The 21,510-nt window shown below is 73.0% G+C and carries 25 protein-coding genes; 15 read left to right on the top strand and 10 right to left on the bottom strand.

From position 1 onward, the window contains the following. Positions 1 to 17: 17 nt before the first annotated feature. The 5 genes from ACFU97_RS08820 (at position 18) to ACFU97_RS08840 (ending at position 3,754) form a co-directional block, all read left to right on the top strand. Positions 18 to 1,160: a segregation and condensation protein A gene (locus ACFU97_RS08820; RefSeq protein WP_384252808.1), complete on the top strand. Its 1,143-nt coding sequence runs from the start codon at positions 18 to 20 to the stop codon at positions 1,158 to 1,160. Then, positions 1,157 to 1,831, top strand: a complete 675-nt coding sequence (gene scpB, locus ACFU97_RS08825) for an SMC-Scp complex subunit ScpB (RefSeq protein WP_384252811.1) — start codon at positions 1,157 to 1,159, stop codon at positions 1,829 to 1,831. Before ACFU97_RS08820 ends, scpB begins: the two co-directional genes overlap by 4 nt. After that, the gene (locus tag ACFU97_RS08830; protein ID WP_384252814.1) at positions 1,831 to 2,952 is read left to right on the top strand and encodes a pseudouridine synthase; all 1,122 of its coding nucleotides are present in this window, start codon (positions 1,831 to 1,833) and stop codon (positions 2,950 to 2,952) included. Before scpB ends, ACFU97_RS08830 begins: the two co-directional genes overlap by 1 nt. 86 nt (positions 2,953 to 3,038) lie before the next feature. Further along, positions 3,039 to 3,212 carry a hypothetical protein gene (locus tag ACFU97_RS08835; RefSeq protein ID WP_384252817.1) on the top strand — a complete coding sequence of 58 codons (174 nt, stop codon included), beginning with the start codon at positions 3,039 to 3,041 and terminating at the stop codon, positions 3,210 to 3,212. Further along, entirely contained in the window at positions 3,209 to 3,754 is a 546-nt protein-coding gene (locus ACFU97_RS08840) for a TIGR03086 family metal-binding protein (protein ID WP_384252820.1), read from the top strand. Before ACFU97_RS08835 ends, ACFU97_RS08840 begins: the two co-directional genes overlap by 4 nt. 6 nt (positions 3,755 to 3,760) lie before the next feature. Here the strand turns inward: ACFU97_RS08840 and ACFU97_RS08845 are convergent, their stop codons facing one another. Beyond that, positions 3,761 to 4,651: a DUF72 domain-containing protein gene (locus tag ACFU97_RS08845; protein WP_384252823.1), complete on the bottom strand. Its 891-nt coding sequence runs from the start codon at positions 4,649 to 4,651 to the stop codon at positions 3,761 to 3,763. An 85-nt stretch (positions 4,652 to 4,736) separates the two neighbouring features. Between ACFU97_RS08845 and ACFU97_RS08850 the strand changes: the two genes are divergently transcribed. The 3 genes from ACFU97_RS08850 to ACFU97_RS08860 are packed head-to-tail and all read left to right on the top strand — an operon-like array spanning position 4,737 to position 7,255. Continuing rightward, positions 4,737 to 5,483 (top strand): NUDIX domain-containing protein, encoded by a 747-nt coding sequence (locus tag ACFU97_RS08850; protein ID WP_384252825.1) that lies wholly within the window; start codon positions 4,737 to 4,739, stop codon positions 5,481 to 5,483. After that, positions 5,480 to 6,499, top strand: a complete 1,020-nt coding sequence (locus ACFU97_RS08855) for an ADP-ribosylglycohydrolase family protein (RefSeq protein WP_384252828.1) — start codon at positions 5,480 to 5,482, stop codon at positions 6,497 to 6,499. The genes ACFU97_RS08850 and ACFU97_RS08855 overlap by 4 nt, the downstream gene beginning before the upstream one ends. A gap of 3 nt (positions 6,500 to 6,502) precedes the next feature. Then, positions 6,503 to 7,255, top strand: a complete 753-nt coding sequence (locus ACFU97_RS08860; RefSeq protein WP_384252830.1) for a DNA polymerase beta superfamily protein — start codon at positions 6,503 to 6,505, stop codon at positions 7,253 to 7,255. Here the strand turns inward: ACFU97_RS08860 and ACFU97_RS08865 are convergent. From ACFU97_RS08865 to ACFU97_RS08880, 4 genes are read right to left on the bottom strand one after another with little or no spacing between them, the layout of a single operon-like run. Next, positions 7,184 to 7,921 (bottom strand): DNA polymerase beta superfamily protein, encoded by a 738-nt coding sequence (locus ACFU97_RS08865; protein WP_384252833.1) that lies wholly within the window; start codon positions 7,919 to 7,921, stop codon positions 7,184 to 7,186. The two genes, ACFU97_RS08860 and ACFU97_RS08865, sit on opposite strands and share 72 nt — an antisense overlap. Positions 7,922 to 7,943: 22 nt before the next feature. Next, positions 7,944 to 8,354, bottom strand: a complete 411-nt coding sequence (locus tag ACFU97_RS08870; protein WP_384252835.1) for a Rieske (2Fe-2S) protein — start codon at positions 8,352 to 8,354, stop codon at positions 7,944 to 7,946. Continuing rightward, a complete protein-coding gene (locus ACFU97_RS08875; RefSeq protein ID WP_384252838.1) occupies positions 8,351 to 8,935 on the bottom strand; it encodes a DUF6529 family protein in 585 nt (194 codons plus the stop codon). The genes ACFU97_RS08870 and ACFU97_RS08875 overlap by 4 nt, the downstream gene beginning before the upstream one ends. Positions 8,936 to 8,963: 28 nt before the next feature. Further along, complete coding sequence (locus ACFU97_RS08880; protein ID WP_384252840.1) at positions 8,964 to 9,623, bottom strand: hypothetical protein; 660 nt, start codon at positions 9,621 to 9,623, stop codon at positions 8,964 to 8,966. A gap of 259 nt (positions 9,624 to 9,882) precedes the next feature. Here ACFU97_RS08880 and aroH point away from each other — a divergent pair, with 259 nt between their 5' ends. From aroH to der, 5 genes are all read left to right on the top strand, one after another. Beyond that, positions 9,883 to 10,245 carry a chorismate mutase gene (gene aroH, locus ACFU97_RS08885; RefSeq protein ID WP_384252842.1) on the top strand — a complete coding sequence of 121 codons (363 nt, stop codon included), beginning with the start codon at positions 9,883 to 9,885 and terminating at the stop codon, positions 10,243 to 10,245. Then, on the top strand, positions 10,242 to 11,327 hold the full coding sequence (locus ACFU97_RS08890) for a prephenate dehydrogenase (protein WP_384252845.1): 1,086 nt from the start codon (positions 10,242 to 10,244) through the stop codon (positions 11,325 to 11,327). The genes aroH and ACFU97_RS08890 overlap by 4 nt, the downstream gene beginning before the upstream one ends. A gap of 135 nt (positions 11,328 to 11,462) precedes the next feature. Next, positions 11,463 to 12,149, top strand: a complete 687-nt coding sequence (cmk, locus tag ACFU97_RS08895; RefSeq protein ID WP_384252847.1) for a (d)CMP kinase — start codon at positions 11,463 to 11,465, stop codon at positions 12,147 to 12,149. Between the two features lie 53 nt (positions 12,150 to 12,202). Then, complete coding sequence (locus ACFU97_RS08900; RefSeq protein WP_384253472.1) at positions 12,203 to 12,790, top strand: lysophospholipid acyltransferase family protein; 588 nt, start codon at positions 12,203 to 12,205, stop codon at positions 12,788 to 12,790. A gap of 77 nt (positions 12,791 to 12,867) precedes the next feature. Beyond that, positions 12,868 to 14,346 (top strand): ribosome biogenesis GTPase Der, encoded by a 1,479-nt coding sequence (der, locus tag ACFU97_RS08905; RefSeq protein ID WP_384252849.1) that lies wholly within the window; start codon positions 12,868 to 12,870, stop codon positions 14,344 to 14,346. A 58-nt stretch (positions 14,347 to 14,404) separates the two neighbouring features. Here der and ACFU97_RS08910 read toward each other — a convergent pair whose 3' ends face one another. After that, entirely contained in the window at positions 14,405 to 14,794 is a 390-nt protein-coding gene (locus ACFU97_RS08910; RefSeq protein ID WP_384252852.1) for a hypothetical protein, read from the bottom strand. A gap of 74 nt (positions 14,795 to 14,868) precedes the next feature. Then, on the bottom strand, positions 14,869 to 15,648 hold the full coding sequence (locus tag ACFU97_RS08915) for a hypothetical protein (RefSeq protein WP_384252854.1): 780 nt from the start codon (positions 15,646 to 15,648) through the stop codon (positions 14,869 to 14,871). Positions 15,649 to 16,183: 535 nt separating this feature from the next. Here ACFU97_RS08915 and ACFU97_RS08920 point away from each other — a divergent pair. Next, entirely contained in the window at positions 16,184 to 16,864 is a 681-nt protein-coding gene (locus ACFU97_RS08920) for a transglycosylase family protein (protein ID WP_384252857.1), read from the top strand. Between the two features lie 113 nt (positions 16,865 to 16,977). Further along, entirely contained in the window at positions 16,978 to 17,673 is a 696-nt protein-coding gene (locus ACFU97_RS08925; RefSeq protein WP_384252859.1) for a transglycosylase family protein, read from the top strand. Here ACFU97_RS08925 and ACFU97_RS08930 read toward each other — a convergent pair. From ACFU97_RS08930 to ACFU97_RS08940, 3 genes are read right to left on the bottom strand one after another with little or no spacing between them, the layout of a single operon-like run. Next, positions 17,573 to 18,283 carry an ATP-binding cassette domain-containing protein gene (locus ACFU97_RS08930; protein WP_384252862.1) on the bottom strand — a complete coding sequence of 237 codons (711 nt, stop codon included), beginning with the start codon at positions 18,281 to 18,283 and terminating at the stop codon, positions 17,573 to 17,575. The two genes, ACFU97_RS08925 and ACFU97_RS08930, sit on opposite strands and share 101 nt — an antisense overlap. Further along, positions 18,280 to 20,949 (bottom strand): ATP-binding cassette domain-containing protein, encoded by a 2,670-nt coding sequence (locus ACFU97_RS08935; protein ID WP_384253474.1) that lies wholly within the window; start codon positions 20,947 to 20,949, stop codon positions 18,280 to 18,282. Before ACFU97_RS08935 ends, ACFU97_RS08930 begins: the two co-directional genes overlap by 4 nt. Continuing rightward, positions 20,949 to 21,428: a hypothetical protein gene (locus ACFU97_RS08940; RefSeq protein WP_384252864.1), complete on the bottom strand. Its 480-nt coding sequence runs from the start codon at positions 21,426 to 21,428 to the stop codon at positions 20,949 to 20,951. The genes ACFU97_RS08935 and ACFU97_RS08940 overlap by 1 nt, the downstream gene beginning before the upstream one ends. Positions 21,429 to 21,510 lie beyond the last annotated feature (82 nt).

Below are 21,510 nucleotides of genomic sequence, written 5' to 3' on the forward strand. Positions count from 1 at the left end.
GATAGCCTGCGGGGGCCATGACCTCGAACGACGTTCCCGCCCCCGGCGCCGGTGCTGCTGCCTCCGGCGGTCGGCGGCGTGTGCTGGGACGGGGGCCGGGAGCGGCGCCTGTGGCTCCGCCGGTCGAGCCGGAGCCGGCGCCCGTGGAGCCGGCCCTAGTGGAAGCGGCCCCCATAGAGCTGGAACCGGTGGTCCCGGAGCCCGTGGTCCCGGAGCCCGTGGTCCCGGAGCCCGTGGCGCCGGAACCCGTGGTCGCCGCACCGCCCGAGCCGGAGCCGCTGCCTGAGGCCGCTGCCGCCGCTCCCGCCGAACTCGTCGAACCGGAGGGCGAGGCGCCCGAAGAGCCCGCCGACGGTGTCTTCAAGGTCCGGCTGTCCAACTTCGAGGGCCCTTTCGACCTGCTCCTGCAGCTGATCTCCAGGCACAAGCTGGACGTCACCGAGGTCGCGCTGTCGAAGGTGACCGACGAGTTCATGGCGCACATCCGGGCCATGGGGCCCGACTGGGACCTGGACCAGACGACCGAGTTCCTGGTCGTCGCGGCGACGCTGCTCGATCTGAAGGCCGCCCGGCTGCTGCCCTCCGCCGAGGTCGAGGACGAGGCGGACCTCGCGCTGCTGGAGGCCCGTGACCTGCTGTTCGCGCGGCTCCTGCAGTACCGCGCGTACAAGCAGATCGCCGACATCTTCAACACGAGGCTGGAGGAGGAGGCCCGCCGCTACCCCCGTACCGTCGGCCTCGAACCGCACCACGCCGAGCTGCTGCCCGAGGTGGTCATCAGCATCGGCCCCGAGGGCTTCGCGAAGCTCGCGGTCAAGGCGATGCAGCCCAAGCCGAAGCCGCAGGTCTACGTCGACCACATCCATGCGCCCCTGGTGAGCGTGCAGGAGCAGGCCGGGATCGTGGTCGCGCGGCTGCGCGAACTCGGCGAGGCCAGTTTCCGGGCGCTGGTGGAGGACACCGACGACACCCTGACCGTCGTGGCGAGGTTCCTGGCCCTGCTGGAGCTGTACCGCGAGAAGGCCGTCGCGCTGGACCAGGAGACCGCGCTCGGCGATCTGGTCGTGCGCTGGACCGGTGGCGAGGGCGAGGGGACGCCGATGGTCACCGACGAGTTCGACCGGCCGCCCGAGGAGCCCAAGGAGGAGAAGAAAGCATGACCGAGGAGACCGAGGAACTCCCGGCAGGGCTCCGCGGCGTCGCCGACCTCGACCTCAAGCCGGCCCTGGAGGCCGTCCTCATGGTCGTGGACGAGCCCGCGAGCGAGGAGCACCTGGCGAAGATCCTGGAGCGGCCCAGGCGGCAGATCGGGAAGGCCCTGCGGGAGCTGGCCGACGACTACGCGGTGCAGGGCCGCGGCTTCGAGCTGCGGTTCGTGGCCGGCGGCTGGCGCTTCTACAGCCGCGCCGAGTACGCGCCCGCCGTCGAGCGGCTGGTGCTGGACGGCCAGACGGCCCGCCTCACCCAGGCCGCCCTGGAGACGCTGGCGGTCGTCGCCTACCGCCAGCCGGTGAGCCGCAGCCGCGTCTCGGCGGTACGAGGAGTCAACTGCGACGGGGTCATGCGCACCCTCCTGCAGCGGGGTCTGGTCCAGGAGGCGGGCACGGAACCCGAAACAGGTGCGATCCTGTACACGACGACGAACTACTTCCTGGAGCGGATGGGCCTGCGCGGTCTGGACGAGCTCCCGGAGCTCGCGCCCTTCCTCCCGGAGGCGGAGGCGATCGAGGCCGAGACCCAGGAAGCCGTGCCGTCGTTCGATCCGGATGCTCCGGACCCGGACGACGGACCCACGTCGACCCTGACTGACACGACGACGACGGAATTTTGATGCGAAGCAGCAGCGGCAGGAACAGCAGCGGAAACAACGGCGGGAGCCGTGGTGGCAACAGCGGCGGCCGCGGCGGGAGCAGTGGCGGTCGCGGTAATTACCGCGGCGCCGGCAACTCCCGTGACGACAAGCAGGGGGGCCGGCCGAAGAAGCCGCGCCCGGAGGAGCGCCGCTACGACGTGGGCCCCGGCGCCACCCAGGACGGCCCGAAGTCGGGTCGCGGCGCCTCGGCGCGCGGCGGCGCAAAGGGCGGGCCCAGGCAGGGCCAGGGCACCGGGCGCGGCCGTACGGCTCCGGCGAGCTCCCGTGAGTACGACGCCCGGGCCGAGGAGCGCAACCGCGAGCGGTACGCGGGCAAGAAGGACGTCAAGCCGCCCAAGACCTTCCCGGGCGCCGAGCAGGAGGGCGAGCGGCTGCAGAAGGTCCTCGCGCGCGCCGGCTACGGCTCCCGGCGTGCCTGCGAGGAGCTGATCGAGCAGGCGCGGGTCGAGGTCAACGGCGAGATCGTGCTGGAGCAGGGCAAGCGGGTCGACCCGGAGAAGGACGAGGTCAAGGTCGACGGCCTGACGGTCGCGACGCAGTCGTACCAGTTCTTCTCGCTGAACAAGCCGGCCGGTGTCGTCTCCACGATGGAGGACCCCGAGGGGCGGCAGTGCCTCGGGGACTACGTCACCAACCGTGAGACCCGGCTCTTCCACGTCGGCCGGCTCGACACCGAGACCGAGGGTGTCATCCTGCTCACCAACCACGGCGAGCTGGCGCACCGGCTGACGCACCCCAAGTACGGCGTGAAGAAGACCTACCTCGCCGCCATCGTCGGCCCGATCCCGCGCGACCTGGGCAAGAAGCTCAAGGACGGCATCCAGCTGGAGGACGGGTACGCGCGCGCGGACCACTTCCGGGTCGTCGAGCAGACCGGCAAGAACTACCTGGTCGAGGTCACCCTGCACGAGGGCCGCAAGCACATCGTGCGGCGCATGCTCGCGGAGGCCGGCTTCCCGGTCGAGAAGCTGGTGCGCACGGCCTTCGGGCCGATCACCCTGGGCGACCAGAAGTCCGGCTGGCTGCGGCGGCTGTCCAACACCGAGGTCGGCATGCTGATGCAGGAAGTCGATCTCTGACCGTTCGCGCTTCGGCGGGTCGCGGCCGATGCATTTCCGCCCTCTCGCCGGTCTGTACTGCGTGACCGGCGAGAGGAGTGGCAGACATGGCTACGACGACGGACCGCGACGATGCCGGCGGGATCGCCGCCGCCGCGGGTCAGGGGGCGCTGGAGCGCCCCGCGAGGCGTCCGGCTCCCCGCGGGCCGGCCGGGCCGTTCCAGGCCCCTGAGGGGCCGCTGAGGGCCCGTGTCGCGCGTGCTGCGCGGGTGCTGCCGTGAACGCGGGGGAGCTGCTGGAGCGTTCGCTCGCCTACGCGCTGGGCAGCGTCGCCGGGGTGGTGCCCGGGCAGCTGGAACGCGGCACGCCGTGCGCCGGATGGGACCTGGGGGAGCTGATCGGTCATCTCCACGACTCGCTGGACACCCTGCACGAGGGGCTGACGGGCGGGCGGATCGGCCTGTTCCCGCAGGAGCCTGAGGGGGCCGATCCCGCCTGTGCGTTCCGCACGCGCGCGTGCGCCGTGCTCGGCGCGTGGGCGGCCGGGCCGGGGGAGCGGGTGGTGGTGGGCGAACTGCCGCTGGACATGCGGCTCATGGCAGCCGTGGGGTCCGTGGAGATCGCCGTCCACGGGTGGGACGTCGCGCAGGCCTGCGGGCGTCCGCGCCCCATCCCGGCCCCGCTCGCGGGCGAGCTGCTGCCCGTCGCGCGGTGCGTGGTCGCCGATGAGGACCGGGGCGTCCGGTTCGCCGAGCCGGTCACCGTACCGGCGGGCGCCGGGCCTGAGCTGCGGCTGCTGGCCTTCCTGGGACGGAGCGACTGAGGGCTGTCACGGTTCGCCGGTCGCCGTGGTGGGCTGTGCGCCCGGTCCGCTCGTGGCGCCGAGCAGTCGGCGCATGCGTTCGGCGGCATGGACCGCGGCGGCTCCGCAGCAGTTGTTGAACAGGACGTGGACCTCCTGGACCTGCCGTGCCAGGTCCCGCAACCGGGGGAGCCAATCGGCGAGTTCGTCCTCGTCGTAGTCGTGGCGGAAGCGGTCCTCCTTGCTGCCGGCTCCCCAGTCCGGGCTGCGGCCGTGGAAGCGCACGACCGACAGCCGCGACGAGGTGACCGGTGTGACGGGCGGGACGGACGTGGGCAGTGTCTGCGTCATGTCGACCCCGACGGCCGTCAGGCCGTACCGGGTCAGCAGCGCGCGCGTCGCGTCCGCCCACTCCGGCCGCCACCAGCCGGGGTGCCGGAACTCCACGGACACCGGCCAGCCCGCGGTCCGCTCGACGCACTCCTGCAGGAACTCACCGGCCCGCTTGCCGGGCCGGAACCACGGCGGCAGCTGGAAGAGCACGCTGCCGAGCCGCCCGGCCGCGCGCAGCGGCTCGATCCCCTCGGTGAACAGCGCCCACACCGCGTCCAGCACCTTCGGGTCGCGCGGCTCGGGCGCCAGCCCGTCCGGCATCGCGGCGCGGCGCGTGGGGTGCCCGGTCAGGAGCGAGAACGCCTTCACGTCGAAGACGAAGCCGTCCGGCGTGCGCTCGGCCCACAGCCGGCTGGTGCGGGCGCTGGGCAGCGCGTAGTACGCCGAGTCGGCCTCGACGACCGGGAACCGCTCGGCGTAGTGGCGCAATCGGCCCTCCGGATCGCGCCGTCCCTCCGGGTACCACCCGCTTCCGATCAGCGCCCGATCCGTCCACGAACACGTGCCCACCAGGATCTCGCCCATGCAAGCCCGGTTACCCCGGCCGGCCTTGTGGAAGCACACGGATCCTGTTTATAGTCGTAGTGACCATTAAAGGGGGTGGCTGTGCATGACCTTCGATCAGGCGGGCCACGACCACGCGGGCTACGACAAGTACGCCTACGAGCCCTTCGCCGTCACCGTCGACCTCGCCGTCCTCACCGTCCGCGACGGCGCCCTGCACGTCCTGCTCGTCGAGCGCGGGCAGGACCCCTTCGCCGGCCGCTGGGCGCTGCCCGGCGGCTTCGTCGAGCCGCGCGAGTCCGCCGAGACGGCGGCCCGGCGCGAACTCGCCGAGGAGACCGGCCTCGCGGACGTCACCGGGCTCCACCTGGAACAGCTGCGGACGTACAGCGAGCCCGACCGCGACCCGCGGATGCGGGTCGTGTCCGTGGCCTTCACCGCGCTGCTGCCCGACGCGCCCGAACCGCACGCCGGCTCGGACGCGGCACGGGCGAGCTGGCTGCCGTACGGCTCGGCCGGCCCGCTCGCCTTCGACCACGACGCGATCCTGGCCGACGCCCACGAACGTGTCGGCGCCAAGCTCGAGTACACCTGCCTCGCCACCGCCTTCTGCCCGCCCGAGTTCACCCTCGGCGAGCTGCAGCAGGTCTACGAGGCCGTGTGGGGCACCACCCTCGACCGGCCCAACTTCCGCCGCAAGGTGCTCGCCACGCCCGGATTCGTCGAACCGCTCGCCGGCGCCGCCCGGTTGACCGGCGGACGCGGCAAGCCCGCCGCGCTCTACCGCGCGGGACCGGCCACGGCCCTGCACCCGCCCCTCCTGAGACCGTCCCCGGAAGGACGCCCCGCATGAACGACCTCGTCGACAAGCAAGCCGCCACCGGGGCGTTGACCGGTCTCGCGCTCGGGGACGCGCTCGGCTACCCGACCGAGTTCGACGACGTGCCCGCGATCCTCACCAAGCACGGGCCGTGGCGGCAGATGCCGCTGCCCACGCCCGCGCTCGTCAGCGACGACACGCAGATGACCCTGGCCGTGGGGCGGGCGCTGCGCACCGCGACAGACCGCGGGGTGCTCTCGCCGCAGGGGCTGGAGCGGCCGCTGCGCGAGGAGTTCGTGAAGTGGTACCGGTCGCCGGACAACAACCGGGCGCCGGGCAACACCTGTCTGCGCGCCTGCGACCTGCTGGAGGACGAGGGCCGGCCCTGGCAGGAGGCGAGCCAGACCAACTCCAAGGGCTGCGGCGCCAACATGCGCGTGGCGCCCGTCGGCCTCGTCCCCGGACTCAGCGCCGAACAGCGCGCGGGCGCGGCCCAGTTGCAGGCCGCGCTCACGCACGGGCATCCGACCGCGCTCGCCGCGTCCGACCTCACCGCCCACGCCGTTCGGCTGCTCGCCGAGGACGTCGAGCCGACGGGACTCGTCGGCCGGCTGCGGTCGTACGCCATCGAGAACCGCAGCCGCTACCACCGGTCCTGGCTCGGCGACCTGTGGACGCGCGCCGGGGACGCCTCGCCCGGGGCGTTCATCGCGCGGGGCTGGGACGAGTGCCTGGAGGTCCTCGACCGCCTGGGGGACGCCGTGCGCACGGTCTCCCCGGAGACCGACCCGTGCCTGGCCACCGGCGCGGGCTGGATCGCCGAGGAGGCCCTGGCGACCGGCCTGCTGTGCTTCCTGCTGTTCGTCGACGAACCGGTCACGGCCCTGCGGCGGGCCGCCTGCACCTCCGGCGACTCCGACTCCGTCGCCGCGCTCGCGGGTGCCTTCGCGGGTGCCTGGACCGGCGCGGACGCCTGGCCGACGGAATGGGCCGACCGCATCGAGTACGGGAGCGACCTGCTGACCCTCGGAGCTCTCTGGGATTCTTGAGGGATGATCGACGCCCTCGCCATCGACCTCACCCCGGTGGTCGCCGAACAGCCCGACCCGGTGCTGTTCGCGACCGTCTCCGGCGCGCATCTCTACGGCTTCCCGTCCCGCGACTCGGACGTGGACCTGCGCGGCACGCACCTGCTGCCGGCCGCGGACCTCGTCGGGCTGCGGGAGCCCGAGGAGACCCGGTCCCGGATGTGGGACCGGGACGGCGTCGAGATGGACCTCGTCACGCACGACGTCCGCAAGTTCGTCCGGCTGATGCTGCGCCGCAACGGCTACGTGCTGGAGCAGCTGCTCTCCCCCCTGGTCGTGCACACCACCGACGCGCACCGCGAACTCGCCGCACTCGCACCCGGAGTGATCACCAGTCATCACGCCCACCACTACCGGGGGTTCGCGGCGACGCAGTGGCGCCTGTTCGGCAGGACCGGTGAACTCAAGCCGCTGCTCTACACGTTCCGGGTGCTGCTCACCGGCATCCATCTGATGCGCAGCGGCGAGGTGCGGGCCCATCTGCCCACGCTGCTGGGAGAAGTGGACGCGCCGGCCTACCTGCCCGACCTGATCGCGGCGAAGGCGGAACGCGAGCACGGGGACGCGGACGTCGACCACGCGCGCGTGGCGGCGGACGTCGAGCGGCTGCACGCCGTGCTGGACGAGGCGCAGGCGGCCTCGGCGCTACCCGCGGCCGCCACCGTCCACGACGCCCTGCACGACTTCCTCGTACGCATCCGGCTGGAGGGCCGATGAGCGGCGGACCCGGACGAGGAACGCCTCGACGCGGCGCCGGTCCGGCTCCTCGGGCAGCGGGCTGCGGCGGGCGGCCTCGTCCGCCTCGCCCGCCAGCCGGTTCATCCAGGACTCGACGTCGGGCCAGGGGACCTCGCCGCGCTTGACGGCGAGCAGCGACTCGCGCCGGTCGCCGACGTCGATCGTCAGGGCGCCGGTGCGCAGCAGGTCCCCGGAGCTGATCAGCAGGCGCAGCAGGTGCATGGCGTGCTTCCAGCGCGGGGCGCCGTGCAGGCGGACGTGCGCCTCCAGCTTCCTGCGCTGGCCGAGCGCATAGCGCGCGAAGGTCTCGTGGGCCCGGCGGGAGAGGAACGCCCCGCGCAGCGCGAGCAGTTCACGGCCGGTGTCGTCGACGTGCTCCACGTGCGGGGAGTGCAGGCACTCCAGGATGTTCGGATTCGCGCGCAGCGCCAGCTCGCAGAAGCGCTCCAGCTCCCAGCTGAACTGCTCCTCGGCCGGCCCCTCGACATGCGTCGGCGGCTTCTCGAAGCGCCAGAACAGCGGCGTGGGCGCGAGGAACACGCCCCGCCGGTCGGTGTCGCTGCCCTCCGTCGCCAGACCGAAGGCGCGCGAACCCATCACGCAGGCGTAGATCGTGTGGTCGCGTACCAGGGTCTCGGGGTGCATGCCCGGGAGCGTACGCGGCGCCTCACGCCAGCCGGATCGAATTTCCCTGCACGTCGATCTGCTCCTCGGGCAGCGGCTTCGGCGCCGGGCCGCCCGCCACCGAGCCGTCCGCGATGCGGTACTTGCTGCCGTGGCAGGGGCAGTTGATGGTGCCGTCCGCGACGGCGCTCACCGTGCAGCCCTGGTGGGTGCAGACCGCCGAGAAGGCCTTGAACTCGTCCTTCTTCGGCTGCGTCACCACGACCTTCTCGTTCTTGAAGATCTTGCCGCCGCCGACCGGGATGTCGGCCGTCTTCGCGAGCTCCTGCCCGCCGGAGGCCTGCACGGACGACGATCCGGAGTCGTTGCCGTCGCCGTATTTGCTGCAGCCCGCGGCGAGCGTGGCCGCGCCCGTCGCGAGGAGGACCGTGCGTCGGGTCGAGCGGTGGGTCATGTCGTCACTCCGAACGTACGGAAGAACCAGAGGGCCGAGGTCAGCCAGATGAGGGTGAGCGCGGTGAAGACCAGTCCGCCGACGAGCGGCAATAGCCAGCCCGGCAGCCGCTCCGAGCGGAGCAGTAGCATCTTTGCACTGAAAACACCGAAGAAGAAACAACCCAGGATGGAATGGGCCATCACGCGTGTTTCGTACGTCTGGTACCCCAGCGCGTACAGGCAGTGGACGGCGACCGGGACGGCCACGACGAACGCGATCCGCCCCGACCAGCGGTGCAGTTTCGGCGCCCAGCGCGGGCCCGGCAGCTTGCCGTACACCATGAAGGCGCTGACCAGCTGGACGAGCGCGAAGAAGAACGCGGTCGTCGCAAGCCAGGACTTCACGGCGCCCGTGCTGCTGAAGCCCGCGATGTTGAAGGCGGTCCCGGCCGGGTCGTGCGTCCGGCCGTAGACGCCGAGGCCGACCGCCACCGCGGCGGCCACCAGGGCCGGGACGAGGTAGCGGGCGGCGCCCGGAGCGCGGCGGGCCGGCTGCGGGGGCGGGAAGCTCTGTGTGGCGGCGTTCGGGTCGACGGTCATGGTCGGCTCCCTGGAGCGGAAGGTGGTGTCAGGGGGTCACAGGACGGGCCGTGAGCTGCTGCCCGTCGACCGTCACCGCACCCGTGGCCGGGTCGATGGCCGGTGCGGCCGAGGCCTTCGCGTTCCGGGTGACGACGCCGACCTGCCGGCCGTTCTGCAGGACGATCCAGCCGCCGTCGATCTTCGCCCCGCGCACGGTGGCCGTCGCCCGGTACAGCCCGGACGGCTTCTTGGCCTTGTCGGCGGTGAAGGCGTAGTGCCCGCCGCCGATGTCGACCGAGCCGCGGATGCGCTTGTTCTCCTTCACGGTGCCGTTCAGCTCGGCGCCGTCCCTGCCGGTCAGCCGCATGCTGCCGTCGGCCTTGACGGCGCCCTTAAGCCACGACTCCTTGGAGCGGCCGTCGCAGAAGTACGCGATCGCCCTGCCGTCGTGCACCGAGACGGCGACGGCGGAGGAGTCGTCGTCCGTCCGTCCGGCGTAACTTGCGTCGGTCACCGCGGACCGCGACGGCGACGGCTTCGGTGACGCGGTGGACTTGGCCGGAGCCGGTGACGCCGAGGCGGCGGGCGGCTCCTTCTTGTACGTCGACGAGGCGGTCTGCGTCCCGGTCGTCGTATTGAGAATCAGCATGAACAGGCCGAGCAGCAGTCCCGCGAGCAAGGTGAGCAGCGGTCCAGGACGCTTCATACGGGCCTCCCCCGAGGCGAGTGTCCTGCCATCAGAGCGGACCGCGGGCCCGGCGTAAAGAGGCGCAGAGGGGCGTCCGACGCCAAGTAGCGGAATTGGGGCGATTCGGTGACATTGGCAATGTCTCCGGTACCCGCGGCGAGCGGTGTGCGCGGTGCTCTCCCGTCTCAGCGGGCGGGCGCCGCCCACCCGCTCGCCGCGGGCTTGACTACGCTGGACGGTCGTAGAGCCGATCCGTAGAACAGCAAGGAGCCAAGCCGTGGCGGTACGAGCGGTCCGGGGAGCCGTCCAACTGGAGCGGGACGAGGCCGGCCACATGGACGAGCAGGTCGGGGCCCTGCTCACCGCCATCATCGAGCGCAACGCCCTGACCGCCGACGACCTGATCAGCATCTGGTTCACGGCCACGCCCGATCTGCACAGCGACTTCCCGGCGGCCGCCGCCCGCAAGCTCGGCATCGTCGACGTTCCGCTGATCTGCGCGCAGGAGCTGGACATCGAGGGCGCCATGCCCCGTGTCGTGCGCGTCCTCGCGCACATCGAGTCCGACCGGTCCCGCGCCGACATCGCCCACGTCTACCTCGGCGCCGCGGCCGCCCTGCGCAAGGACATCGCCCAGTGAGGACCGCGCTCGTCATCGGCACCGGGCTCATCGGCACGTCCGCCGCCGCCGCCCTGTCCCAGCGGGGCGTCGTCGTCCACCTCGCCGACCACGACCCGGAGCAGGCCCGTACGGCCGCGGCGCTCGGCGCCGGCACCGACGAGGCGCCCGCCGGACCCGTCGACCTCGCGATCGTCGCCGCGCCGCCCGCCCATGTGGCCGGCGTGCTGGCCGACGCCATGCGCCGGGGCGTGGCCCGCGGCTACCTCGACGTGGCCAGCGTCAAGGGCGGCCCGCGGCGCGAGCTGGAGGCGCTGGGCCTGGACCTGTCGGCGTACATCGGGACGCACCCCATGTCGGGCCGCGAGAAGTCCGGCCCGCTCGCCGCGACCGGCGACCTCTTCGAGGGCCGCCCCTGGGTCCTCACCCCGACCCGGGACACCGACACCGAGGTGCTGAACCTCGCCCTGGAGCTGGTCTCGCACTGCCGCGCCGTGCCGGTCGTGATGGACGCCGACGCCCACGACCGCGCCGTCGCCCTGGTCTCCCACATGCCCCACCTGGTCTCCAGCATGGTGGCGGCCCGGCTGGAGAACGCCGAGGAGGCGGCCGTACGGCTGTGCGGCCAGGGCATCCGGGACGTCACCCGGATCGCCGCGTCCGACCCCCGGATGTGGATCGACATCCTGTCCGCCAACCCCGGCCCGGTGGCCGACCTGCTCTCCGACGTCGCCGCCGACCTGGACGAGACGGTCCGGGCCCTGCGCTCCCTGCAGTCCTCCGACGAGGCCAAGCGGGTCGAGGGCACGGCCGGCATCCAGGACGTCCTGCGGCGCGGGAACGCCGGGCAGGTGCGCGTCCCGGGCAAGCACGGCTCCGCGCCGCGGGCGTACGAGGTCGTGGCCGTCCTCATCGACGACCAGCCCGGTCAGCTGGCCCGGATCTTCGCCGACGCCGGGCGGGCCGGGGTCAACATCGAGGACGTGCGCATCGAGCACGCCACCGGCCAGCAGGCGGGCCTGGTGCAGCTGATGGTGGAGCCGCAGGCGGCGCCGGTGCTCACGGCGGCGCTGCGCGAGCGGGGCTGGGCGATCAGGCAGTGAGCGGGCCCACGCCGGCCAGGTGATCACCCGGATCATCCGCCTGTAAGAAGGGTGCCGGCGAGCCAGTAACCTTGTGCGGGGCGCCCTCGCGCCCCGCCCACCACTCGCCACACCGCACCAGGAAGGTGTCCCCCCGTGGAAAACGGCGCCGCCCAGCCCGTGATTGTCGCCATCGACGGCCCCGCCGGCACCGGCAAGTCGAGCACGTCGAAGGCCGTCGCCGCGCAGCTCGGCCTGAGCTACCTGGACACCGGTGCCCAGTACCGGGCGATCACCTGGTGGATGGTGACCAACGGGATCGACATCGAGGACCCGACGGCGATCGCCGACGTGGCCGGCAAGGCCGAGATCGTCTCCGGCACGGACCCGGCGCACCCGACGATCACGGTCGACGGCGTGGACGTGGCCGGGCCGATCCGCACCCAGGAGGTCTCCTCCCGGGTCAGCGCGGTCAGCGCGGTGCCCGAGGTGCGGGCCCGGATCACCGAGCTGCAGCGCTCGGTGGCCGCCGCGGCGGAGCGGGGCATCGTGGTCGAGGGCCGTGACATCGGTACGACCGTGCTGCCCGACGCCGACCTGAAGATCTTCCTCACCGCCTCTCCCGAGGCCCGCGCCGCCCGCCGCAGCGGCGAGCTCAAGAACGCCGACGTGCACGCGACCCGCGAGGCGCTGATCAAGCGCGACGCGGCCGACTCCTCCCGCAAGACCTCGCCGCTCGCCAAGGCGGACGACGCGGTCGAGGTGGACACCACCGAGCTCACGCTCCAGCAGGTCATCGAGTGCGTCGTCACCCTCGTCGAGGAGAAGCGGGCCGGGAAGTGACTGCTCCCTCCGAGAAGGGCGCCGAGGTCGGGCGGCGCATCGGCGTCGGCCTGATGTACGGCCTGTGGCGGCCGCGCGTGCTCGGCGCCTGGAAGGTGCCCGCGACCGGTCCGGCGATCTACGCCGTCAACCACTCGCACAACATCGACGGCCCGATGGTCCTCGGCGTCTCGCCCCGGCCGATGCACTTCCTGATCAAGAAGGAGGCGTTCGTCGGGCCGCTGGGGCCGTTCCTGACGGGCATCGGCCAGCTGAAGGTGGACCGCTCGACCGCCGACCGCACGGCCATAACGCAGGCCCTCGAGGTGCTGTCCGAGGGCGGCGTCCTCGGCATCTTCCCCGAGGGCACCCGCGGCGAGGGCGACTTCGCCTCCCTGCGCGCCGGGCTCGCCTACTTCGCCGTCCGCAGCGGCGCCCCGGTCGTCCCGGTCGCCGTGCTGGGAAGTTCCGAGCGGCGCGGGCGGTTGGTCAAGGGGCTGCCTCCGCTGCGCAGCCGCGTCGACGTCGTCTTCGGCGAGCCCTTCGAGGCGGGCGACGGCAGCGGACGGCGTACGCGCAAGGTGCTCGACGAGGCGACCGAGCGCATCCAGAAGCAGCTCACCGCGCACCTGGAAAACGCCAGGCGGCTCACCAGCCGCTAGGCGACACTGAGTAGTGGATCAACCGGCAGAAACCCGGGTGTTCCACCGACCACCACGATGAACGAGGTACGGACTTCATGAACGACCACATCCACTCCGAGGGCTCTTCCGAAGAGCACGACCACGGAGCACTTGGCGATGCCGAGTACGCGGAGTTCATGGAGCTCGCCGCGGAAGAGGGCTTCGACCTCGAGGACGTGGAGGGCGCCATCGAGGCGGCCGGCCACGGACCGCTGCCCGTCCTCGCCGTCGTCGGCCGCCCGAACGTCGGCAAGTCGACCCTGGTGAACCGCATCATCGGCCGCCGCGAGGCGGTCGTCGAGGACAAGCCCGGCGTCACCCGCGATCGCGTCACCTACGAGGCCGAGTGGGCGGGCCGCCGCTTCAAGGTCGTCGACACCGGCGGCTGGGAGCAGGACGTCCTCGGCATCGACGCCTCCGTGGCCGCCCAGGCCGAGTACGCGATCGAGGCCGCCGACGCCGTCGTGTTCGTCGTCGACGCCAAGGTCGGTGCCACCGACACCGACGAGGCGGTCGTACGGCTGCTGCGCAAGGCCGGCAAGCCCGTGGTGCTGGCCGCCAACAAGGTCGACGGCCCGAGCGGCGAGGCGGACGCGGCCTACCTGTGGTCGCTGGGTCTCGGCGAGCCGCACCCGGTCTCCGCCCTGCACGGCCGCGGCACCGGCGACATGCTGGACGCCGTCCTGGAGGCGCTGCCGGACGCCCCCGAGCAGACCTTCGGCGGCGCCGGGATCGGCGGCCCCCGCCGGATCGCCCTCATCGGCCGCCCGAACGTCGGCAAGTCCTCCCTGCTCAACAAGGTTGCGGGCGAGGAGCGCGTCGTCGTCAACGAGCTGGCGGGCACCACCCGCGACCCGGTCGACGAGCTCATCGAACTCGGCGGCGTCACCTGGAAGTTCGTCGACACGGCCGGCATCCGCAAGCGCGTCCACCTCCAGCAGGGCGCCGACTACTACGCCTCGCTGCGTACGGCCGCGGCCGTCGAGAAGGCCGAGGTGGCGGTCATCCTGATCGACGCATCCGAGTCCATCTCGGTCCAGGACCAGCGGATCGTCACCATGGCCGTCGACGCGGGCCGCGCCATGGTCATCGCCTACAACAAGTGGGACACCCTCGACGAGGAGCGCCGCTACTACCTGGAGCGGGAGATCGAGACCGAGTTCGGCCAGGTCGCCTGGGCGCCCCGGGTCAACGTCTCGGCGCAGACCGGCCGCCACATGGAGAAGCTGGTCCCGGCGATCGAGACGGCGCTCGCGGGCTGGGAGACCCGTGTGCCGACCGGCCGGCTGAACGCCTTCCTCGGTGAGCTGGTCGCCGCCCACCCGCACCCGATCCGCGGCGGCAAGCAGCCCCGCATCCTCTTCGGCACGCAGGCCGGCACCAAGCCCCCGCGGTTCGTGCTGTTCGCCTCCGGCTTCATCGAGGCGGGCTACCGGCGCTTCGTCGAGCGCCGGCTGCGCGAGGAGTTCGGCTTCGAGGGCACGCCCATCCACATCTCGGTGCGGGTGCGCGAGAAGCGCGGCAGGAAGAAGTAGTCCGACATGACGAAGGGGCGGCCCCGGTGGGGGCCGCCCCTTCGTCATGTCCGTGGGGTCAGTGGACGCCGCGCGGGCCGGGCGGCAGCGCCGCCGGCAGGTGGTGCAGCCCCGAGGCCTGGTGCCCGGCCGATCCGATGCGCTGCCACTGCGACTGCTGCCGGGCGCTGACGGCTCCCGCACTGTAGGCGCTGTAGGAACTGCTGAAGGAGCCCGGCCGGTGTCTGGTGTACATCCCCGCGCCGTGCGGGATGTTCCCGAAGGCGGTGAACCCCAGCTCCTCCTCGCCGCTGCGGTCGCCCGGCAGCGTACGGAAGGACTTGACGTACTCGGCGTAGAGGGCGTCGTAGATGGGCGTGGCCGAGGGGCCGCCCGGGACGTCCTGGGCCGACCGCGCGGACGGAATCGGCTGGAGGGACTGGCGGCGGGGAACGTCGTATGGGTGCACGTATGTCCAAACGACCCCGGACCTCAGGAGATGCGGCCAGGGCCGGCCCCGTTGGGCGCACGCGCCGGGCGCACTCACGTCCCGGCGAGGGGCATGGCCACACCGACGAGCTTGCCGTTGGCCGCCGCCTTGTCCAGCGCGTCCCGCAGCAGGTCCTCGCGTGGCTGGCGCCCGATGGAGCCCACCGGGGCGGCGAACAGGAGCACCTGCTGGAGCTTGTTGGCGGCCGTCCGCCAGCCCTCGGTGACCTGGAGCGGCTGATGGGCCTGCCACCAGGCCACCGGCTGACCGCCGTTGCTGCCGGGCTGGAGCACGGCGTGCAGCTGGCCCATCGCGAGCAGCACCGACCAGCCGTGCAGCACCGGCGGCACCTCGGCCAGCTCGCTCAGCGGCATGAACCCCTGCTCGATGAGCAGCGGCAGGAAGTCGTCGCCGGCCTCCGTGGTGCCGGGCCGCACGATGGGGCCGGTCGGCTCGACGACCAGCGCCGGGTGCAACTCGCCTGCGATCAGGACGAGTCCGCTCGTCACGCCGAGCACGGCCTGCTCCGGGACGGCCTGCGCCGGGTCCATGTCCACCGTGTTGCCGGAGATGGACCGCACCGCGCCCTGCAGCTGCTCCTCGGTGACCTGGACGACCTGCGAGGGCAGGCAGGTGGCGTGGGCGAAGGCGAGGACGGCGGTCTCCTCGCCGATGAACAGGACGGTGCTGGTGCGCTCCTGTTCGGAGTCGCCCGGGGTGCGGCAGGACGTGCAGTCGTAACTGCCCGGGTTCTCTCCGGCGAGCAGCCGGTCGGCTTCTTCGTCGCCGATCTCGGCGCGTACCTGGTCGCTGACGTCGAGCATGCGCGGCACGGGTGGCTCCCTCGGGGTCGTGGTGCGCGGCGGGGCCGGGTGGCTCCCGGCCCGTGAACCGGGTGGGCCCGGGCTCATGAAGAAGACAACGGGTGATCTGTGGCGGGAGTCACGCCTGACGGCGAACGGAATCGAACCATCCACCGCACAGGGTCACCGCATGTACGGAATCGGGCACTCACCGTCAAGTCCTTGGAAATCCAAGGAAGTTGGTTTCGTGAGGTGAGTCACAGATCGTCCGGGTCTCAGGCCGACAAATCATGAAATCCGCGAATGAAGTGGGTGTCCGGAAGTCGCTGCTACCGGCGGTAACGGCGAACTGGCCTGGAATGACAAGGAGTTGGTTGCTGACGGCTCGACAGGCTCTCTAGATTCCTCCGCCGTGTGCAACGAGCACCGCTCGGGTACGTCCGCCGGCCGCAACACGCCAGCTCAGCATCACCTCCGGCGGACGGGGCCTGGCGTGACGACCACTCAGGTGAGGGGGAGGGCGCGCCCGGTCAGGGGGACCCCGGGTTGTTCGAGAGGGAACTTCATGTCCGAATGTGCCGATACCACGCACGGCAGCGATCGTCACGACAACGCTCGTAGGACGCCGACTCGTACGACGGCGGTCCTCGCCGGGGCCGCACTGCTCGCCGCCCCGCTCGGCCTGCTGGCCGCGACCGGGAACGCCGCGGCTGCCGACAACGGAGTGTGGGACCGCATCGCCCGGTGCGAGAGCGGCGGCAACTGGCACATCAACACCGGCAACGGCTACTACGGCGGGCTCCAGTTCTCCGCCGGCACCTGGCGCGCGTACGGCGGAGCGGCCTACGCGTCGACGGCCGACAAGGCCTCCAAGAGCCAGCAGATCGCCGTCGCGACCAAGGTCCAGCGCGCCCAGGGTTGGGGCGCCTGGCCCGTCTGCTCGGCCCGGGCCGGGGCGTACGGCAGTGCGCCGGCCTCCTCCGGCTCGGTGACCACCAAGTCGGCCAAGACCCCGAAGACCACCAAGGCAGCCCCGTCGAAGAAGCCGTCGAAGGCGCCGGCACGCTCGACGGGCCACGCGAGCCGTGGCTCCTCGCGCGGTGACTACACCGTGCGCCCGGGCGACACCCTGAGCAAGATCGCCGCCCGGCACGGGACCACCTGGCAGAAGCTGTACGCCGCCAACAGGTCCGTCATCGGCGGTGATCCCGACATGATCGTGCCCGGGCAGCAGCTCCAGCTCTGAGCCGCTCCCCTCACCGGGCACGGGCCCCGTCCGGTCGTCCGACCGGGTGGGGCCCTCCGGCGCTCCGGACGCGCCGGAGCGGTCGGGGGCCGCCCACTGCTTACCTTGGCCCGATGTTGCGCACGCACCACAGGTACGGCACGCCCCGCAGGCACCGCACGCTCCGCCGGTGTCGCACCCGCACGTACGGCATGCCGATCGCACTCGTCGTGGCCGCCGCCCTCTCCGGCCTCCTCGCCCCTGCCGCCGCCCAGGCCGCACCGGCATCCCAGCATCCGCACGCCGTGCCCGGGCGCGTGGCCCGTGACTGCGCCAAGGACCACTGGCCCTGGGGCTGCCTCGCCGAGTGCGAGAGCGGCCGGCGCTGGGACGCCAACACCGGGAACGGCTACTACGGGGGCCTGCAGTTCGCGCAGTCCACCTGGAAGGCCTTCGGCGGGCTGAAGTTCGCCGCCCGCGCGGACCTCGCCACGCGCGAGGAGCAGATCACCGTCGCCAAGAAGGTGCTGGCCGAGCAGGGCTGGAACTCCTGGCCCGTCTGCTCGGACCGCTACCGGCTGGAAGGGCGCGTACTGACCGCGCGGCCCGGCCGGACGCTCGCGTCGATCGTGGAACTGCTCGGCGTCCACGGCGTCCTGCCGGGGCTCGACCCCTCCGACGACATGAGCTCCGGCGTCTCCGGCCAGGCGGCCCCCGGCGCGTTGCCGCTCACCCCGGAGGACCCGGACGGCGGCCTGGAGCCGCACCGGGCCCGCGCGGAGTTCGGCCCGCCCCTGACCGACGCTCCCGCTCGGCCGCCTCGCCGCTGAACACGACGGCGCCGCGGCGCAGTTCGTACACCAGCACACCGGGGCGGTCCTGGAGCCCGGGCGGCAACCGCTGCTCGGCCACCACCACGCACGCGTCGAGGGCGCCCAGGAGGTCGTACGTGCGCGCCGCGACCGCCGGCGACATGCCCTGCGCGGGCTCGTCGACGAGCACCACGCGCGCGCGTGCCAGCAGGGCGCGGGAGAGGGCGAGCATGCGCTGCTCGCCGCCGGACAGGGTGCCGGCGCGGCGCGGGAGCAGCGGCACCAGCTGCGGATAGGCGTCGAGGGCGGCGGCGTGGTCGCGGGCGGTCAGCTCCAGGTTCTCGCGCACCGTCAGGGAGCCGAAGACCGCCTGCCGTTCGGGGACCATGCACAGTCCGCGCCGGGCCCGCTCGAAGGCCGGCATCCGGGTCACGTCGACGCCGTCCCAGACCACCGCGCCACCCGACAGCGGCACCGTGCCGGCCAGCGCGCGCAGGGCTGTCGTACGGCCGGAGCCGTTGCGGCCCAGCAGGACGGTGAGGCCGGGGCCGGGCGCGGCGAGCGTGACACCGTGCAGGGCCTCCAGGGGGCCGTAGCGCACGCGCGCGTGGCGCAGCGAGAGGGTCATGCCTCAGCCCCCGTGGTGCCGAGGGCGTCGAGCACGTGCCCGGGCGGGCCCGAGGCGACGATGCGGCCCGCCGTCATCACGTGCACCACGTCCGCGAGATCGGCGACCAGGTCGAGGTCGTGCTCGACGACGAGGAGGGCGGTGCCGTCGGCCGCGAGCGCCTTCAGCACGCGCGCCAGGGCGGCGACCTCCGCGCTGTCGAGACCGGCGGCCGGTTCGTCGAGCAGCAGGACGCGGGGGCCGCCGGCCAGGGCCCGGGCGAGTTCGACGCGGCGGAGGGTGCCGGTGGGGAGTCCGGCGGCGGGCAGGGATCGCAGCGGGCCGTCGAGGGACAGGAGCCGCAGCGCGCGTTCCACGGCCGCCGGGTCGTGCAGGCGGCCCTGTTCGGCGCCGACGCGGACGTTCTCGGCGACGGTCAGGGAGGGGAAGACGGCGAGCTGCTGGAAGGTCCGGGCGATGCCGAGGCGGGTGCGGGCGTGGGCGGGGAGACGGGTGATGTCGCGTCCGCCGAAGGTCACTCGGCCGTGGGTGGGGCGCAGGGTGCCCGCGAGGCAGTGGAACAGGGTGCTCTTGCCCGCGCCGTTGGGGCCGACGATCGCGGTGACACGACCGGGGGTGACGTCCAGGTCCACGCCGTCGAGGGCGGTGAAGGTGCCGTAGCGGGCGTGGAGGGCGTGGGCCGACAGTTCGGGTGCGGGTTCGTTCGGGTGCACCCGGCCTTCGGCCGGGTCTGGTTCCCCACCCGCACCACACGTCCTGCTTTCGTCGTCGGGTGCGGGTGGCCCCTGTGGGACGCCGGCACCATCGGCGGCTGCCGGCCGTAGCCGGTTGCGTGCGCGCAAGCCCGTTGGTGTCAGCTTCGCGCTCCGGCGCAGGCGCAGGCGTTCCGCCCCCGTGCGCAGCGCCTCGTACGGGCCGCCCGGGAAGCGTCCGACCAGGACCGCCAGGACGCCGATCAGGGCCGCCGCCACACCGCCGCGCGCGCCCGCGTCCAGGCCCACCAGCAAGGCCGCCGCCAGCAGGGCGCCCAGGGTGCTGTCGGCGCCGAGGACCACCACCGCGGCGAACCACAGCAGGCCGCGGACGGGGTCGAAGGCGGTGGGGTCGAAGGCGCGCACGCCCATGCCGAGCATGCCGCCGCCGAGGGCGGCCAGCGCGGCGCCCGAGACGAAGGCCAGGAGCTTGAGCGAGGGGACCTGGACGCCCGCGGCGCGGGCGCCCGGCTCGTGGTCCCGCATGGCCGCCAGCGCGCGGCCCGTGCGGCCCCGGCGCAGCGCCCGGGTCGCCAGCAACGCGGCCGCCAGCAGGGCCAGTTCGAGCACGTAGTAGGCGTGGTCGCCGTCGAAGCCCGCGGGGCGGTCCAGCGCGAGTCCGGAGGTGGCGTACGGCTGGGCGAAGACGAAGCGGCTCACGCCGACGCCCACCGCGAACGTCGCGAGCGCGAGGGCGAGGCCCCGGCGGCCGATGGCCGGCCAGCCGGTGAGCAGGCCGAGGGGAGCGACCAGGACCACCGCCGCGGCGAGCGCGGCGAGTTCGGGCAGGCGGGGCAGACCCGGGAAGCGGCCCGCCGCGAGCAGTGCCGTGAACAGGGCGCCCAGACCCGCGTACGCCGCCTGCCCCAGCGAGATCTGGCCGCCGCGGCCGGTGACCACCACCAGGGAGAGCAGTACCACGCCCAAAGCCGGCACCTGGACGGACGTGTGCAGGTCGGGGCCGGCGAAGCCGAGCGGCAGCAGGAACAGGACGATGGCCACTATCCACGCGCCCTGCGGCGTCGGCACGCGCGCGGAGGCCGTGCGCGGCAGGGCGTCGCGGGTGCCGATGCGGGGCAGGACCAGGGACGCGACCAGCAGGGCCACCACGAACAGGTTCGCGCCCACCGCCTGCAGCAGGGGCTCCGCCCAGCCGGAGGGGTGCAGTCGCGTCAGCTGGCTCTGCGCGACCCCGATGCCCAGGGCGACGACGACCGTCACCGGCAGGCTGCGCATCCGCGCCGCCACCGCGACCGCCACCACCTCCATCACGAGCAGCGGCAGCCCGTACGGGTCGAGGCGGACGTACGGCGCCAGCAGCACGCCCGTCAGGCCCGCCGTGAACGAGCCGAACGCCCAGCCCGCGGCCGCAACCCGGTCCGCGTCGATCCCGCCCAGCACCGCGAGCTGCCGGTCGTCCACCACGGCCCGCAGCTCCGTGCCGAACCGCGTCCAGCGGATCACCGCCCCGACCCCCGCGGCGAGCAGCAGCGCCACGCCCAGCTGCCCCCACGGGTCGGCCGACACCAGCTCCGGCGCGTCGTCCCGCGCGCCCTGCCCCCACAGCACCGCCGCGCCGCCCACCAGCAGCACGAAGACCCCGATGGAGGCGACGAGGGTCTGCGCCGGATCGCCGCCCAGAATCGCCAGCGGCCGGAACACGAACCGCTCCAGGGCCACGCCGATCCCCGGCGCCAGGATCACGAGCGTCACCGCCGCGGCCGGCCACAGCGGCCACCCCCACTCGACCACGCACTGCCGCAGTACGTACGCGCACACCATCGCGATCGCGCCGTGCGCGAAGTTGAGCACACCGGTCGCGCGGTACGTCACGATCAGGCCGATTCCGGTGAGCGCGGCCGCGCTGCCGACGGAGAGGCCGGCCAAGGTGAGGTCGTAGGTCAGCGAGGACATCAGTCGGTGTCGCCGCTGGGCTCGCAGATCGGGCACGGGCCCAGTTCGCCGCTCGCGATCAGCTTCGTGTCCACCGGTACGGCCTCCACCTTCCCGGCGACCAGCGGGCAGTCCGCGCGGTGCCAGAGCGTGCCGCCCGGCACCATCAGCAGCTCGCCGCTGACCGCGAGGGGCAGCGCGGCCGTGGCCGGCCCGGACTCCTCGGCGTCGGCGGAGCCGGCCGCCACCAGAAGGCCGTACAACTCCTCCACGCGCGCTGCGGCCAGCGCGTTGCGCCCCTGGGTGAGCAGCACCGCACCGGCGACGATCAGCGCCGCGCCCGGGACCGTGCAGGAGGCGAGATAGGGCAGCTGGCGCTCGGCGAACCGCTCGCCGGAGACGCCGTACCAGCCGATGACGCACAGCACCGCGCCCGTGGCGAGCGCGGCCCACCCGGCCCACAGCACGGGGTGCACACTCCGCAGTCGGCCTGTCCGCATCAATGGCTCCCGCACGTCGCGTTCTGGTGCATGTGTCTGTCCATGTCAGCCAATGGCTTGCACTATGCCCTCTGGAAGCTGA

Source organism: Streptomyces sp. NPDC057616 (assembly GCF_042800575.1).
In the GTDB taxonomy this organism is placed as follows: Bacteria; Actinomycetota; Actinomycetes; order Streptomycetales; family Streptomycetaceae; genus Streptomyces.